Source organism: Segetibacter aerophilus (genome assembly GCF_007991655.1).
GTDB classification, from domain to species: domain Bacteria; phylum Bacteroidota; class Bacteroidia; order Chitinophagales; family Chitinophagaceae; genus Segetibacter; species Segetibacter aerophilus.
This window is the reverse complement of the sequence record NZ_BJYT01000004.1, coordinates 202,891-217,366: the sequence shown is the minus strand read 5'-3', so window position 1 is coordinate 217,366 and position 14,476 is coordinate 202,891. Positions and strand designations below refer to the sequence as shown.

At 38.9% G+C, this 14,476-nt stretch carries 17 protein-coding genes; 3 read left to right on the top strand and 14 right to left on the bottom strand.

Features of this window, described 5'->3' with window-relative positions; translation table 11 throughout:
- Positions 1 to 38: 38 nt before the first annotated feature.
- Entirely contained in the window at positions 39 to 575 is a 537-nt protein-coding gene (gene dcd, locus SAE01_RS06950) for a dCTP deaminase (protein WP_147202946.1), read from the bottom strand.
- Between the two features lie 213 nt (positions 576 to 788).
- On the opposite strand from dcd, the gene SAE01_RS06945 reads away from it, so the two are divergent.
- A complete protein-coding gene (locus SAE01_RS06945) occupies positions 789 to 1,424 on the top strand; it encodes a 4'-phosphopantetheinyl transferase family protein (RefSeq protein WP_147202945.1) in 636 nt (211 codons plus the stop codon).
- A gap of 70 nt (positions 1,425 to 1,494) precedes the next feature.
- Positions 1,495 to 3,150 (top strand): L,D-transpeptidase family protein, encoded by a 1,656-nt coding sequence (locus SAE01_RS06940; RefSeq protein ID WP_147202944.1) that lies wholly within the window; start codon positions 1,495 to 1,497, stop codon positions 3,148 to 3,150.
- Positions 3,151 to 3,548: 398 nt separating this feature from the next.
- Here SAE01_RS06940 and SAE01_RS06935 read toward each other — a convergent pair whose 3' ends face one another.
- The 11 genes from SAE01_RS06935 to SAE01_RS06885 all read right to left on the bottom strand — a co-directional run bounded on the left by SAE01_RS06935 (position 3,549) and on the right by SAE01_RS06885 (position 12,865).
- Positions 3,549 to 4,211, bottom strand: a complete 663-nt coding sequence (locus SAE01_RS06935) for a toxin-antitoxin system YwqK family antitoxin (RefSeq protein ID WP_147202943.1) — start codon at positions 4,209 to 4,211, stop codon at positions 3,549 to 3,551.
- Positions 4,212 to 4,312: 101 nt separating this feature from the next.
- Positions 4,313 to 4,747 (bottom strand): type II 3-dehydroquinate dehydratase, encoded by a 435-nt coding sequence (aroQ, locus tag SAE01_RS06930; RefSeq protein WP_147202942.1) that lies wholly within the window; start codon positions 4,745 to 4,747, stop codon positions 4,313 to 4,315.
- 109 nt (positions 4,748 to 4,856) lie between these two features.
- A complete protein-coding gene (gene carA, locus SAE01_RS06925; RefSeq protein ID WP_147202941.1) occupies positions 4,857 to 5,948 on the bottom strand; it encodes a glutamine-hydrolyzing carbamoyl-phosphate synthase small subunit in 1,092 nt (363 codons plus the stop codon).
- Positions 5,949 to 6,139: 191 nt separating this feature from the next.
- Entirely contained in the window at positions 6,140 to 6,706 is a 567-nt protein-coding gene (gene rplQ / locus SAE01_RS06920) for a 50S ribosomal protein L17 (protein ID WP_147202940.1), read from the bottom strand.
- A gap of 118 nt (positions 6,707 to 6,824) precedes the next feature.
- Positions 6,825 to 7,826, bottom strand: a complete 1,002-nt coding sequence (locus SAE01_RS06915) for a DNA-directed RNA polymerase subunit alpha (protein WP_147202939.1) — start codon at positions 7,824 to 7,826, stop codon at positions 6,825 to 6,827.
- 97 nt (positions 7,827 to 7,923) lie between these two features.
- Positions 7,924 to 8,529, bottom strand: a complete 606-nt coding sequence (gene rpsD, locus SAE01_RS06910; RefSeq protein ID WP_147202938.1) for a 30S ribosomal protein S4 — start codon at positions 8,527 to 8,529, stop codon at positions 7,924 to 7,926.
- Between the two features lie 145 nt (positions 8,530 to 8,674).
- A complete protein-coding gene (gene rpsK, locus SAE01_RS06905; protein ID WP_147202937.1) occupies positions 8,675 to 9,085 on the bottom strand; it encodes a 30S ribosomal protein S11 in 411 nt (136 codons plus the stop codon).
- A gap of 143 nt (positions 9,086 to 9,228) precedes the next feature.
- Positions 9,229 to 9,609, bottom strand: coding sequence for a 30S ribosomal protein S13 (rpsM, locus tag SAE01_RS06900; RefSeq protein WP_147202936.1), 381 nt, complete (start codon positions 9,607 to 9,609; stop codon positions 9,229 to 9,231).
- A 69-nt stretch (positions 9,610 to 9,678) separates the two neighbouring features.
- Positions 9,679 to 9,795, bottom strand: a complete 117-nt coding sequence (gene ykgO / locus SAE01_RS06895; RefSeq protein WP_147202935.1) for a type B 50S ribosomal protein L36 — start codon at positions 9,793 to 9,795, stop codon at positions 9,679 to 9,681.
- A gap of 59 nt (positions 9,796 to 9,854) precedes the next feature.
- Positions 9,855 to 10,073, bottom strand: coding sequence for a translation initiation factor IF-1 (gene infA, locus SAE01_RS06890; RefSeq protein WP_018612876.1), 219 nt, complete (start codon positions 10,071 to 10,073; stop codon positions 9,855 to 9,857).
- Between the two features lie 329 nt (positions 10,074 to 10,402).
- Complete coding sequence (locus SAE01_RS06885) at positions 10,403 to 12,865, bottom strand: penicillin acylase family protein (RefSeq protein ID WP_147202934.1); 2,463 nt, start codon at positions 12,863 to 12,865, stop codon at positions 10,403 to 10,405.
- 252 nt (positions 12,866 to 13,117) lie between these two features.
- Between SAE01_RS06885 and SAE01_RS06880 the strand changes: the two genes are divergently transcribed.
- Positions 13,118 to 13,729, top strand: a complete 612-nt coding sequence (locus SAE01_RS06880; protein ID WP_147202933.1) for a MiaE family protein — start codon at positions 13,118 to 13,120, stop codon at positions 13,727 to 13,729.
- Positions 13,730 to 13,849: 120 nt separating this feature from the next.
- Here the strand turns inward: SAE01_RS06880 and SAE01_RS06875 are convergent, their stop codons facing one another.
- Positions 13,850 to 14,107: a hypothetical protein gene (locus SAE01_RS06875; protein ID WP_147202932.1), complete on the bottom strand. Its 258-nt coding sequence runs from the start codon at positions 14,105 to 14,107 to the stop codon at positions 13,850 to 13,852.
- Between the two features lie 65 nt (positions 14,108 to 14,172).
- Positions 14,173 to 14,454 (bottom strand): 50S ribosomal protein L27, encoded by a 282-nt coding sequence (gene rpmA, locus SAE01_RS06870; protein WP_147202931.1) that lies wholly within the window; start codon positions 14,452 to 14,454, stop codon positions 14,173 to 14,175.
- Between the last annotated feature and the right edge of the window lie 22 nt (positions 14,455 to 14,476).

Here is a 14,476-nt window from a genome sequence, read left to right as displayed (position 1 = left end):
GAACGCGCTTTACATACACGCTCTTTCTTAAAAACCGTCTAAAAACTGTTCTTCCACATCATACTTTCTATAGGCTTATTTGGCTGACCGCTATATTTCGCATTTGTTTTATTATTGTATTTCACCTGCACATCGCCTTCTACGGGGAAGTAAATAAGCTGGCCGATGGGCATGCCTTTATATATTCGAACCGGCTGTTTGCAAGAAATTTCCAACGTCCAATTTCCGCAAAATCCAACGTCGCCTTTACCTGCCGTGGCGTGTATATCAATCCCAAGTCGGCCTGTTGAAGACTTCCCTTCTAAGAAAGGAACATGCGCGTGCGTTTCAGTATATTCATCAGTAACCCCCAAATAAAAGTGCTGCGGCTCTAGTACAAAACCGTCCTCGGGTATTTCAAAATATTCTATTGTATTGTGTTTTTTTGCGTCAAGCACCGCATCAGTATAGGTGGCCAACCACTTACCGAGGTGTACATCATAACTATTGCTTCCGAGGCTTTCCCTGTCATAAGGCTCAATTTTAATTGTCCCTTTATCTATTTCTTCCAAAATTCGTTCGTCGGATAAAATCATACTATGTCTCTTTTTAATTGCATTTAGTACAAGTAGCAATAATTTATTTTCTAGATATACCTGTCTTTTTATTTTTACTCAGCAGAGTTGCGACGCTCCATTCATCTTTTTGTAACTAATGAAGCATCCTCAAAACCTTTAAAATTTAGATTAACTATCTATGCATCAACAACTATTAGCAAGCCTGCAATCTATAATATTGTAAATAGTAATATGCCCCTCTTTTATCAACAAAATATCAACGACACCACCCGCCTTGCCATTTGGGAGATTGATGAAGATGAAAAATTTTTCAAAGTAGCGGTGCCTTTGCATAAACCGATTACCCATCCGCACAAAAAACTACAGCACCTCGCCGGACGTTATCTACTACCCTTTTTATTTGAAGATTTTCCAAATGATGAAATCAAGATTGCTGATACGCGAAAACCTTTTCTTCCCAGCGAACGTTATCATTTCTCGATTTCTCATTGTAGTAACTATGCTGCAGCTATTGTAAGTAGTACAAAACGTGTAGGCATAGATGTAGAATTAATAACCCCACGACTTCACAGAATAAAATTTAAATTCTTACACCCCGAAGAACTACGTTTTGTGAACTCTCAGCTGGAAAGTCAGCAACTTCAACTTCTAAGCATACTGTGGAGTGCAAAAGAAGCTATGTATAAGTGGTATGGAGCTGGCGAAGTTGATTTCAGTGAAATGATGAGAATATTTCCTTTTGAACTTAGTGACCAAGGTAAAATAAATGCGGCATTTCTTAAATGTGACTTTCAACACCAGCTGGTTTTGCAATACAAACAGGTAAATAACCTTACAATGGTTTGGGTAGTTTCAAACATTTCATGACCAAAATCTCCTAAAGCTGAATTGCTTAAGTACGTATTAGAGGCACGGCTTTTGCAAAAAAGCAATCAATATGAAAAGACTCCTTATCTACGCCTTACTATTAAACTTTTTTGTAGCCTGTAATAATGATAACAACAACGAAGACGGCTCTGCAAATGAAGAAAAAACAGACCAAGTCACCGAGAAGAAAATTAGTAAAAGAGATTACAGCATAAACAAATCGAACTCCTACTCAAATCTTTTCCTAGACAGCGCTGCGGTTGAAGACTATATCGCCCAAAATAAAGTGAATGATACTATATCGCGGCGCATGAGAAGTTTTTACAACGCAAGAAATTATCAGTTTGCATGGTTCTCTACTGATGGACCAACAGAGGAAGGCAGAAGCTTTTGGAACCTGCACGAGTACTCGACCACTTATAAGCACAACAACTCTTCGGACGATAAAAAATTAAAGAAAAAAATGGACTACCTCCTTAGCGAGGAAAGTCTGAGGGTTAGTGCCGGAGACAATTCAATGATCAATACGGAGATTTCCGTTACTTCTCACTTTATTGAATACATTTTAGAAAATTATCAAAAGGGTGAAATTAAAAGGAAAGAAATGGAAAGGTTTGTTCCATTTAAAAAAGCTGAAGCAATGTATTTAGCTGACTCTCTACTTACTAAAAAACACAAAGACAATAAGTATTATGCTGACGTAAATCCTGCCTATGGTCTTCTTAAAAACCAGCTTCAAAAATACTACGACATAACTAAGAAGGGCGGCTGGCCGGCGATCAACAGCAAGCTAAAAACAATTAAGAAAGGCACTTCCTCCCCAGACATTTTAGCTATCAAAAAAAGGCTTGAAGTCACAGGAGAGTTGCCTGCGGGAGATACTTCTCAACTATTTGATGAGCAGCTTGAAAATGCAGTTAAAGCCTTCCAGGCAAGCCGCGGATTAACACCCACGGGAGTAGTAAATGCTTCGCTGATAAAAGAAATGAATGTTCCTGCACTAAAACGGGTTGAACAACTTTTAATTAATATGGGTAGAATGCGCTGGATGCTAACACCGGAGACTGGAAATTTGCTCCTTGTTAATATCCCTGAATTCATACTGCATGTTTACGAAGGAAAAAATGAAGCTTTTAGGATGGAGGTTGTAGTAGGAAAAGAAGGTCATAACACCACCATGTTTACCGGTAACTTAAACCAGGTTGTATTTAGCCCTTATTGGAATGTTCCCCTAAACATTGTAAAGAATGAAATTCTCCCTGCGATGGCAAATGACCCTGACTATCTATCAAGAAATAATATGGAAGAAGTTCCAGGTGGCGAAGATGGGTTACCAAATATCAGGCAACTGCCCGGCCCCAAAAACTCCTTGGGAAAGGTAAAGTTCCTGTTTCCAAACAGCTTTGATATTTACTTTCATGATACTCCTGCAAAAAGCCTATTCAGCAGCGACAAAAGAGCTTTTAGTCATGGATGCATCAGGCTAAGTGATCCTACGAAGATGGCGGAATATGTGCTGCGAAATCAGCCGGAGTGGACACCTGAAAGAATAGAAGAAGCGATGAATAGTGGTGAGGAACAATTTGTAAGGGTAAAAAAACCTATACCTGTTTTAATTACCTACTACACTGCCTGGGTTGATGAGAATGGAGTTTTAAACTTCAGAGACGACATTTACGGTCACGATGCTACCCTTGCACAAAAAATGTTTACTAATCCTTTGTAAGAGAAACACGCTTTATAAATAAAAAGAAACCTCGAAACAGGTTTCTTTTTATTTATATGACAACTGGCGCGATGATTTGTAAGATCAACAACTAAAATTAGTACAGCCCTAAACAAACAAAGGTTACCCTCAATCCTCGAAATAGAGTTATTCAGTACAAGGGTATGACACTTACAAAGGCAGGGATTATTTGAGGCATGGTAAATTTCTCAGCCCTTAGATAGAATATGGGTCTTTAAGTTGCGGACGGATATAAGCTTATCACACTCCTGCACTTCGTTATTTCCCTGTAGATCCAATAAAAAAGCCTCCCAAAGGAGGCCCTAGTTTATTATAAGCAATTCAATAATTTAACCTAAAACACAGGAAAACTCTTTTGATTAGCTGAGATGAGCACTTTAAAAAGTAGTGCCGTCAATCACCTTAACTTTCTTTTTACCGACTTTTTTCTCAAATTCCATCACTTCTTTAGGTTTGGTTTTAACCGCAGCTTTGGCGGCTTTCGTGTCACTTGCAACTTCTCCTTCTGCTAATCCTGGTTTGAAAAGATCCTGCCGTTTATCTAAGAAATAATTCTCGCTCCTTTTAATAAGTCCGTCTTCGTAAAAATTCCAAGTTCCATGTTTCACAGAGGAGCCTTCCATTTTTACTATTTGCCTATGCATCTTATTCTGATCTACAGGATCGTAGACGTCTATTGTATCATAGGGGTTTTCGGGATTAACCGCCTTCCAACTTTCTTCCCTTACTATGCCGGTAATATTATAGTATTGGCACTTACCGTCTTTATTTCCCCAGCGATAGTTTTCGATAGCATATAAATCACCCATACTCGTATAAGTTCTCCAAAGGCCTTCTTTTTTCCCATCTTTAAAAACACCTTCTTCGTCGCGACCAGGTTCACCTCGCAAACCTTCAATTTTAATCGACCATCTGCCTTGCTTTAAATCATTTTTATCAACACAATTAATGGTATCGTTATTACTGGTTATCCGGTAGCTTTTCCACTGTGCATTGCCTGCGAAAGAGATGGTTAGAAACAAAATGAATAGCGACTTCATTGGTAGATATTGAGAGAATAAAATTAGACGGATTTATCCTAATTATAGGAAATGTGCTGTTAAAGTCCCAAAGTGATTATTGGAGTTTGAGGCGAAAGTAGCTACCTATTTGTGCCCTCTTTCTCAATAAGACTGATGAGGGCTAGCTGGTATCCCTTCAATCCAAGACCAGCAATAGTGCCTTTACATTTCGCGGAAACGTGACTTATTTTTCTGAAGTCTTCCCTTGCATGAATGTTACTTATATGAACTTCAATAACGGGAGTTGTGATAGCAGCTATGGCATCTCCAATGGCTACAGAAGTGTGAGTGTAACCGCCGGGATTCATGACAATACCATCATAACTAAAACCTACTTCCTGTAACTTGTTTATCAACTCGCCCTCCACATTACTTTGATAATAAGTAAAAGTCACCTCCGGGAATTTGTTTTGGAGTTCTAGAAAATACTGCTCAAAATCCTTTGAACCATATACCTCCGGCTCTCGCTTACCAAGCAGGTTTAAATTAGGGCCGTTGATGATTGCTATTTTCATAACCCTAGCCCCTGAAAGGGGAATTTTAAAGACATTGATAAAATGATAGGCAGTTTAGTATAGCATATAGATAGCTTTCAAAGCCTCCCCTTTAGTGAGGCTGCTTGAGTTATTTCATCATGCCAATAAAATCATCAAATAGATACCGGCTGTCGTGTGGGCCAGGAAAACTTTCAGGGTGGTATTGAACGCTAAAAGCAGGCTTATCTTTCATCCTAATACCTTCGATGCTGTCATCGTTAAGGTTAATGTGGGTAATCTCAATATTTGAGTTGCTTTTTACTGCTTCCGGGTCTACACCAAAGCCATGATTTTGCGTAGTAATCTCACATAAACCTGTAATAATATTTTTTACAGGATGATTCAATCCTCTATGACCATGATGCATCTTATAAGTAGGAATGTCATTGGCAAGTGCTAACAACTGGTGGCCTAAGCAAATACCAAATACAGGCTTGTCTTCTTGTAAAATCTCCTTCAAGGTATCGACTGCATAATCCATAGCCGCAGGATCGCCGGGACCATTTGAAATAAAGTAACCATTTGGATTGAAGCTCTTCATATCACTAAGGGTAGCTGTTGCAGGAAAAACCTTTACGTGTGCACCTCTAGATGTCATGCAGGTCAAGATATTTTGCTTAACGCCATAATCGATAACTGCAATTTTTATTGGAGAGCTTTTATCGCCTTGCTCATAAGCCTCTTGTGTCGATACTCTCGAAGCCAACTCAAGCCCGTCCATGCTCGGCACCTTTGCGAGCTCCTGTTTCAATTGCTCAACTTCCAAAATTTCAGAAGAGATAATACAATTCATCGCACCCTTAGTACGCACATGAGCTACAAGGGCCCTTGTATCGACATCTTCAATAGAAACAATATTGTTTTGCTTTAAATACTCATCAAGCGAGCCCTTGGCTTGTTTCCTACTATAAAGCTCTTCCAGATTTCTTCCGATAAGTCCCTGAATTTTTACTGTCGCACTTTCTACGTCACTTTCCTTCACTCCGTAATTGCCCACGTGGACATTATTCATTATAACTATTTGCCCGTAATAACTGGGGTCTGTAAACACTTCCTGGTAGCCAGTCATGCCTGTGTTAAAACAAATCTCACCTGTGGTGGTTCCGGTTTTTCCAAAGGCTTTACCGTAATAAGTTGTTCCGTCTGCAAGAAGTAAAATTGCTGTAGCTTGTTTGTTCATTTGGAAGTTAGTGCTTGTTCAAATTGTTCAAAAAATATTTGCCGTACAATTGTGCGACGCAACCATGTTGCTATCTTTCTTAAGAGCGACCCAAAATTATTGTTATCCTGAAAAACGTTATGCTAAAGTTACCAACAACAAAAAAGGCAAAGCCGTAATGACTTTGCCTTTTGATATTTTGTAAGCTAACATTACTCAGCAGCTTTCTCTTCAGGGTTATTGTCGATAACAGCAGCATCAGCATTTGCATCAGTAGCAGCAGGAAGATCCGTAGCTGTCGTAGCTTCAGGGGTTGAAGTAGCAGCAGTTGCTGTTCCTTCGCCACCTTTTTTGCTACGTCCACGACGTGTTCTTTTAGCGGTCTCAGTAGTATCAGTTGCAACGCCTTTACCGTATATCTCGTTGTAGTCAACCAACTCGATCATCGCCAATTCAGCATTGTCACCTACCCTGGCTCCTAACTTAATGATACGTGTATAACCACCTGGGCGACCTTCTACCTTCAAACGAACCACATCAAATAATTCTTTGATAGACTCTTTATCTTGAAGATAACTGAACACAATACGACGTTGGTGAGTAGTATTTTCTTTCGCCTTTGTAATAAGGGGCTCAACATAAGTTCTTAAAGCTTTTGCTTTCGCCAATGTTGTAGTGATACGCTTATTAGCGATTAACTGAGCCGCGAGGTTACTAAGTAACGCTGAGCGGTGGGCCTTTTTACGGCCTAAATTGTTGATTTTGTCTCCGTGACGCATGACATGTTTTGTTTTATGAGTTGTACCGTGTCAGGAATTACAACCGGTGAGAAATCAAAAGTAAAAAGTGAAAATTAAAAACTTGTTTTTCGACTTTTTACTTTTGCCTTTTTACTTTTTAATAATCATCTTTATCTACACCTAATTTACCAAGGTCCATTCCGAAGCCTAGGCCTCTTTCGTTCAGAACTTGTTCGATTTCACTTAAAGACTTTTGACCGAAGTTTCTAAACTTCATCAGGTCTTCTTGTTCGTATTGAACCAATTCGCTTAAACTGTTGATCTTAGCAGCTTTAAGGCAGTTGAATGCACGAACTGAAAGATCAAGATCTTCAAGTGGAGTTTTTAGAACCTTACGAAGTTGCAATGTTTGCTCATCTACGAGGTCTTCTTTCTTTTCTTCTTTGCTGTCAAAAGTGATGTTTTCATCTGTAATGATCATCAGGTGCTGGATCAAAATACGAGAAGCTTGCTTAACAGCTTCTTCAGGATGAATAGTACCATCTGTAGCGACATCCATTACCAGTTTTTCAAAGTCGGTTCTTTGTTCAACCCTGGTATTTTCGATAGTGTACTTTACGTTTTTGATCGGTGTGTGAATACTATCGATAGGAATATATCCAAAAACAGAGTCTTTTACTCTATTATCTTCAGCTGGGACATATCCACGACCTTTTGCAATAGTAATTTCGATATCAAGCTTAGAGCTGTTATCCATGGTACAAATAAGCAACATTGGATTCATTACTTCAAAAGCTTGTGTAGCATCTCCAATCATACCTGCAGTAAACTCGGTTTGATTTTTAATGCTCAATGTTACTTTTTCGTTGTTAACGTCTCCGTCAACTCTCTTTTTGAAACGAACCTGCTTTAGATTTAATACTATTTCGGTTACGTCTTCTGTGATGCCTTTCAATGTAGCAAATTCATGCTCGGCTCCTTCTATCTTAATACCTACAATGGCATAACCCTCCAGTGAACTCAATAACACTCTACGAAGTGCGTTTCCAATGGTAAGGCCATAACCTGGCTCCAAAGGACGAAACTCAAACTGGGCATCAAAATCATTAGCTTTCTGTAAAACGATTTTGTCGGGTTTCTGAAAATTTAAAATGGCCATTATTTATTGACGATTTATTGATTTAATATTTGTGTGAAAAGTTAGTTGTCAGTGGTAAGTGAAAGCAATTGAAATTCACTACTCATAACTCACTATCTTACTTGCTATACAATTCCACGATCAGTTGCTCCTTGATATTCTCAGGAACACTTTCTCTTTCAGGATAAGCTATGAAAGTCCCTTTCATTTCAGCTTCATTCCAGTCTAACCAGCCAAACTTGGGATTCCTACCACGAATATTGCTAGTAACAGCAGTATTGATAGCGCTCTTTTCTTTTAGACCAATTATATCACCAGGCTGTAATTGATAAGAAGGAACATTTACAACCATACCGTTTACGGTTACATGCTTATGAGCAACCAGCTGGCGGGCAGCAGGACGGCTAATCGCAATACCTAAACGGAAAACTGTGTTGTCTAAACGAGCTTCTAATAACTTAATAAGGTTCTCACCTGTTACACCTTTACGACGTGCAGCCTCTACGAATGTGTTGCGGAATTGTTTCTCTAACACGCCGTAAGAGTATTTTGCTTTTTGCTTCTCTTTCAACTGTAATGCATACTCACCTAAAGTTTTGCGCTTACGCTGAGCACCGTGCATTCCCGGAGGGTTGCTGTTTTTCCCTAACCACTTTCCGTTGCCTAATATAGGCTCTCCAAACATTCTTGAAATCTTGGTCTTTGGACCAGTGTACCTTGCCATGTTCTTAGTTATTTAGATTTTTTAGTTCCCGGTACAGTTCATTAAAAATCTTAAAAATTCGACCTGTACCAGCTTTTGAATAATTAGAAAGGAAAAATGAAAAAGTCAAAACTTTTGCTTTTTGACTTTTTACTCTTGATTTATTTTATACTCTACGCTTTTTTGGAGGACGACAACCATTGTGTGGTAAAGGAGTAACGTCTTTAATCATTGTCACTTCAAGACCACTGTTAGCAAGTGCACGAATAGCACCCTCTCTACCAGAACCTGGTCCTTTTACAAATACATCTACTCTTTTTAAACCAGCGTCTAATGCAACCTTAGCGGCATCTTGTGCAGCTAATTGTGCGGCATAAGGCGTGTTCTTCTTAGAACCTCTGAAACCCATCTTACCAGCACTTCCCCAGCTAATTACCTGGCCGCTTTTATTTGTAAGACTAATGATGATGTTGTTAAAAGTAGCATTGATATGTGCATCGCCATAGGCGTCTACTTTTACGATTCTTTTTTTGGCAGCAGCTTTTGCGCTGTCTTGCCTTTGTGGTGCTTTAGCCATAATTTTTTTTAAGGTAATCTGTGATTTAAAAAGCCCCTCCCTCCTATTATAGAGATCCGGCGGCTGTATAATAAGTTACAAACTACCTGGTGCCAGTTGCAGGTTTAGTACCGCTGACAGGCAACAGGTAACTTAACAACTACTTATTTTTTGGCAACTTTCTTTTTGCCGGCAACTGTCTTACGCTTACCTTTTCTTGTACGACTGTTAGTACGAGTTCGTTGACCGCGAAGAGGTAAACCTTTACGATGGCGAAGACCACGATAAGAAGCAATGTCCATCAGGCGCTTAATGCTCATCTGAACTTCACTACGTAAAGCACCTTCAACTTTAATCTCGCTGTTGATGGTATTACGAATAGCAGTCTGCTCTTCATCATTCCATTGGTTCACTTTTTTATTCCTGTCTATTCCATTCGCATCAAGAATGTGCTGAGCAGTTGAAAGACCAATACCATAAATATAGGTAAGACCTATTTCGCCTCTTTTATTTTTTGGTAAATCTATACCGGCAATACGAGCCATATGTTAATTTCTAATTTTAAAATTTGTCTTGACGGTCAACAATTTCTCTGTTAACTGCCAACTAAATAATTACCCTTGGCGCTGCTTAAAACGAGGGTTCTTTTTGTTTACGATGTACAGCTTTCCTTTTCTTCTCACGATCTTACAATCGGCGCTGCGTTTTTTGATGGATGCTCTTACTTTCATGTCTTGTTTTTATTAGTAATTTCTATTGCTTGCAGCTATAAGCGAGGCTAACAGCTAGTTTATTTGTATCTAAAAATAATTCTGCCTCTGCTCAAATCATAAGGGCTCATCTCGACTCCAACTTTATCTCCAGGCAGAATACGGATATAATTCATCCTCATCTTTCCGCTGATAGTAGCAATGATCTCGTGACCATTTTCCAACTTAACCCTGAACATTGCATTTGAAAGGGCTTCAACTATAGAACCATCTTGTTTAATCAGTGCTTGTTTCGACATACTATTTTTCGGAGCGCGAAGATAAGAGTATGCAATTTAATAGAGAAAAAAACGGGGATAATTTTCGCTTTTTTGGGGAAAACTTAAGAAATAGGTTATAAAAAGACGCCAAAACTAAAAAAAATTATAGGAAAGACTTCTTTTGCACTATATAAAAAGAAGCAGCAAATCATTCAAAGCTTCAGAAATCTTTACTTAAATGGTTTTAATGCTGTTATCTTTCGGGTTTTCTAATTATTTGTGTTTTAAGATTTGTCTTTAAGTCTTCAGTTTTTAATTTTTTGCGGGTTTCTAAAATGGGTTTTCATTAAAATAATCCTTAAAAGTTTCTATGCTTTTGAGAAAGTCATCTTCCATTTCATTTTGCTATTTGTGCGCGCATTTGCTGCTGTTACAAACAACAAAGGAAAATACTTACCATTAACCCAGCTATCAACAAATTGATCGTAATACTTACTGCCAGGGTTGCCACTCTGGCCACCCGGATACACTCCATATGCTTCTGTGTCTTCAGTAAGTTGTACTATCATTCTCCAGCTAGGCCCATGATCACCGGACGTCGCATTAATAATATTCGTACCCCCACCAATTGGCAGGTGCAGTTGGCTCATCGAAGGCAGTTTCAACAGATGCCTTATTCCGGTGTCCTTAAACTTGCCCCAAGCTAGTTTATTATCGGCGTCGGCTATTTTCATATCACTGTATGCAGATTTGAAAGCCTTTAAAACAATATCATTTACACTTTCAATGGCTGGAGTACTTACGTCATCAATAAATTTATAGGTGCTGTCCTTTAGCAATCCTTCAAGCAAAGTACTTTCATCTGGCCACTTCAGAGGGAGTGAGGTTTGAGCAAATTCATCTCTAAAAACGGTTTGAGCAAAGTTGTCCCACCACAACTTAAAGACTGTCGGGCCTTCTTCATTTATGTCACTTCGCAGATTCCAATTTTTAAATTTATCCAGGTAACGTAACTCATCTTCTGTAAGTTTCGTTTGATCTAAATACTTAAGAAAAACCGGCTTTGCCATTTCTGCAAACACGTTGTAATTGTCCGTTTGCAACCTTTGCATGTTTGCAATAGTTATATCAGACATGTGACTGAGTTTTCTATTGATAATAATACCCCTATAAATCTCCAATTGTCCAGCGAGATAATAAGGATAAGTTGCATCAGTAGCCAATTGATTGGCACTGCTAAGAAAACCACGTGCAGGATTAATGATTGATGGGTTTTCCCGGGAAGGAATAAAGCCCTGCCACAAATAACCGGTGTCTGTTCCGGGCATTAGAAAATCACCTTGCCTTTTCCACTTGGCAGGAAATTGGCCCTGTTGACGTATCGCTATATTGCCTGTTTTGGTTGCAAACACAAAATTTTGTCCCGGTGTTTGAAAAGTGGTTATGGCTTTTATATAATCCACATAATTCCTAGCGTGGTTAAGTTTATTGAACGTAAGCAACTCGTTGCTGGCATCATGCGCCTTCCAGCGCAATGCATAGTACTTTCCATCTTTTAAGACATTAGAATAGTTTTTGTCAAACATAACAGGGCCAAAAGCAGTCATGGCAATTCGTTCCGTGACATCTTGCTGACCTTTTACCTTGATTACTTCGTTTCGAAAAGTCGTTCTTCTCCAATCACCGTTATACATGTACTCCTGCATAGAGGTATCCCTAAAGCTAATTTCATAATAGTCCTTTACATCCCGGCCAGCATTTGTAACTCCCCAGGCACAACTATCGTTGAACCCTATAACGATTGACGGCGCACCGGGGAAACTCACTCCGTAAGCATTAAAAGTTGGGGTAGATATCTGCATTTCGTACCACAAGGATGGGAGGTTTAAACCTAGGTGAGGATCATTACAAAGAATGGGCGCCCCGCTTTTAGTTTTGCTACCTGCCACCACCCAATTATTACTGCCATTATTTTTATTTGGCTTGATGATTAGGGGAGTTTCAGTAGTGTCGGTTGAATGAAAATAAACAGAGTCAGCAGCAGACGGTTTATGGGCTACAACAGTAGCCTGTTGAAATATTGTACCTTTTGGAATTATAGGGTCAAGACTGTCGCTGGTTGTTGGATACAAGAGTTCAATATCAGTTGCAGAAAAAATGTTCTTCGCGTTTGTCATTTCAAAATCGTTGTCACCACCCGCCAAATCAAACGACATGTACTTTAAAAATAATTGGGTTTTAAGGTTTGTCCATTTTTCGGGCCGATAATTTAGAAGTTTATATTCAAAAGGAATGTGATTAGTTTTTAGTGCGCTGATGTAGGCGTTCACTCCAGCCGTATATGCGTCCGTTTCATTTTTTGTAATTGGGTCCGCTTCCATTTTTTTTAGAGACTGCTCTGCCCCGTAAACCATTCCCAGCCTTCTAAAAAAACGATCTATTTTAAGAAAATTACTTCCTCCGCTCTTTTCGCCCATAATTTCGCTGAGTCTGCCTGCAGCTGCATATGTTTGAAACTCCATTTGCCATAACCTGAACTTTGCATGCAGGTAGCCTTGTACAAAGTAGGCGTCGTTTTCATCTTCAGCATATACATGAGGGACTAGCCTGTCGTCAAAGTAAACTTGCACCTTTCCCCTAAGATTAGAGAAATGTAGGGTAGCATTGAAGTCTTCATCTGCTGGTTCTGCATTTTGCCAGAAACCATGTTGAGGACTTAAAAATGCACCAAAACGGGGTGTCTTACTTCCGCTAACACTTAAAGGAATGTTTAAGACAAGAATTAAGACAATTGTTATAATAGCACATATTGTGAAAAGCACAATTCTCATAAGTAAACAATAAGAATCGAAAATACATTTTTTTAAAAGCAATCACCAATTGCAATAAAAGCAGACTTGCCTAAATCACTTCAACTATTGTTATAGATATTTGCCGAAATGCAATAAAGATCGGAGAACTGCGAATTTGACGTAGTTACAAAAGGTCGAGTAAAATAATTAAAGTACAAGGGAGTGACACAACAATTTTGCTTGTAATTGTCAGCCCAAAAACAAAAGAACAATCAGAAAAAAAGGCACTTGATGGAAGAAGTTACTGAATACCAAAAGAATATTCTAGGATTACACTTACCAACGGATCCTCGTTGGGCTGACCTTGCGAATATTTCGCTAGAAGAAATTTTAACTGATCACGCGTACTGCGAGCAAAAAGCTGCCACCAGTTGTATTTCTTTAATACAACGTTATTCGGAAAAGGAAAAACTCGTTACAGAATTAGCTCCTATTGTTACTGAGGAATGGGGCCATTTTAGACTTGTATTAGCAGAGTTGAAAAAAAGAAATCTAACGCTTGGAAAGCAGCGCAAGGATGACTATGTAAACAAGTTAATGCCATTTCAAAAAAAGGACGGAAGTGATGATGAAAGGTTCCTGGATAAACTATTAATTTTTGCTTTGATAGAAGCCCGCAGCTGCGAAAGATTTAAAAGACTAAGCGAGGGATTAAATGATGCTTACCTAAGTAATTTCTATCGCCGGTTTATGGAAAGTGAGGCAGGTCACTATACATTGTTTATTGAATTAGCCGAGACTTATATCAACAAAGAACGTGTGAGAACGAGGTGGCAGCAATGGCTTGCATATGAAGCGGGCATAATGAAAGAGCTAGAAACAAGAGGTGACCGAATTCATTAGTTTTCTACCCACACATTTTGATTGGCGTTGTTATTAAAATCCCTCTTTTTATTTTTTAAAGCGGCATAAAAAAAGTCCCGATAAGCGGGACTTTAAACTATTTAAGCTATTGAAATAATCTTATTCAGATGATTTCTTAGCAGCTTTTTTAGGAGCGGCTTTTTTAGCGGCAGCCTTCTTAGGAGCCTCAGCTTTCTTAGCAGCAGCTTTCTTAGGAGCGGCGGCTTTTTTAGCAGCAGCTTTCTTTGGAGCTTCAGCTTTTTTTGCGGCAGCTTTCTTAGGAGCAGCAGCGGCTTTTTTTGGAGCAGCAGCTTTCTTAGGTGCAGCAGCTTTCTTAGCGGCAGCCTTTTTAGGAGCAGCTTTTTTTGCAGTTGCCATGTTTTAAAATTTAATGGTTAGTAAATATCCATTAAAATTAAAAAACTTATACCAACCCTCAAAATTTATTCAGCCACAGGTACTTCTGAAGGAACTTCTGTAACTACAGATACGGTAGTTCTTTCATTTCTTCCTTTCTTAAATTCTACCAATCCGTCTGTTAAAGCAAACAATGTAAAGTCTTTACCAAGACCAACATTTTTCCCAGGATGATATTGAGTACCACGTTGACGGATGAGAATATTACCAGCAATAGCCGGTTGACCGCCAAATATTTTTACACCGAGGCGTTTAGCCTGCGAGTCACGACCGTTTTTTACGGAACCTTCACCTTTCTTATGAGCCATAATATTTTGATTTAGAGATTTT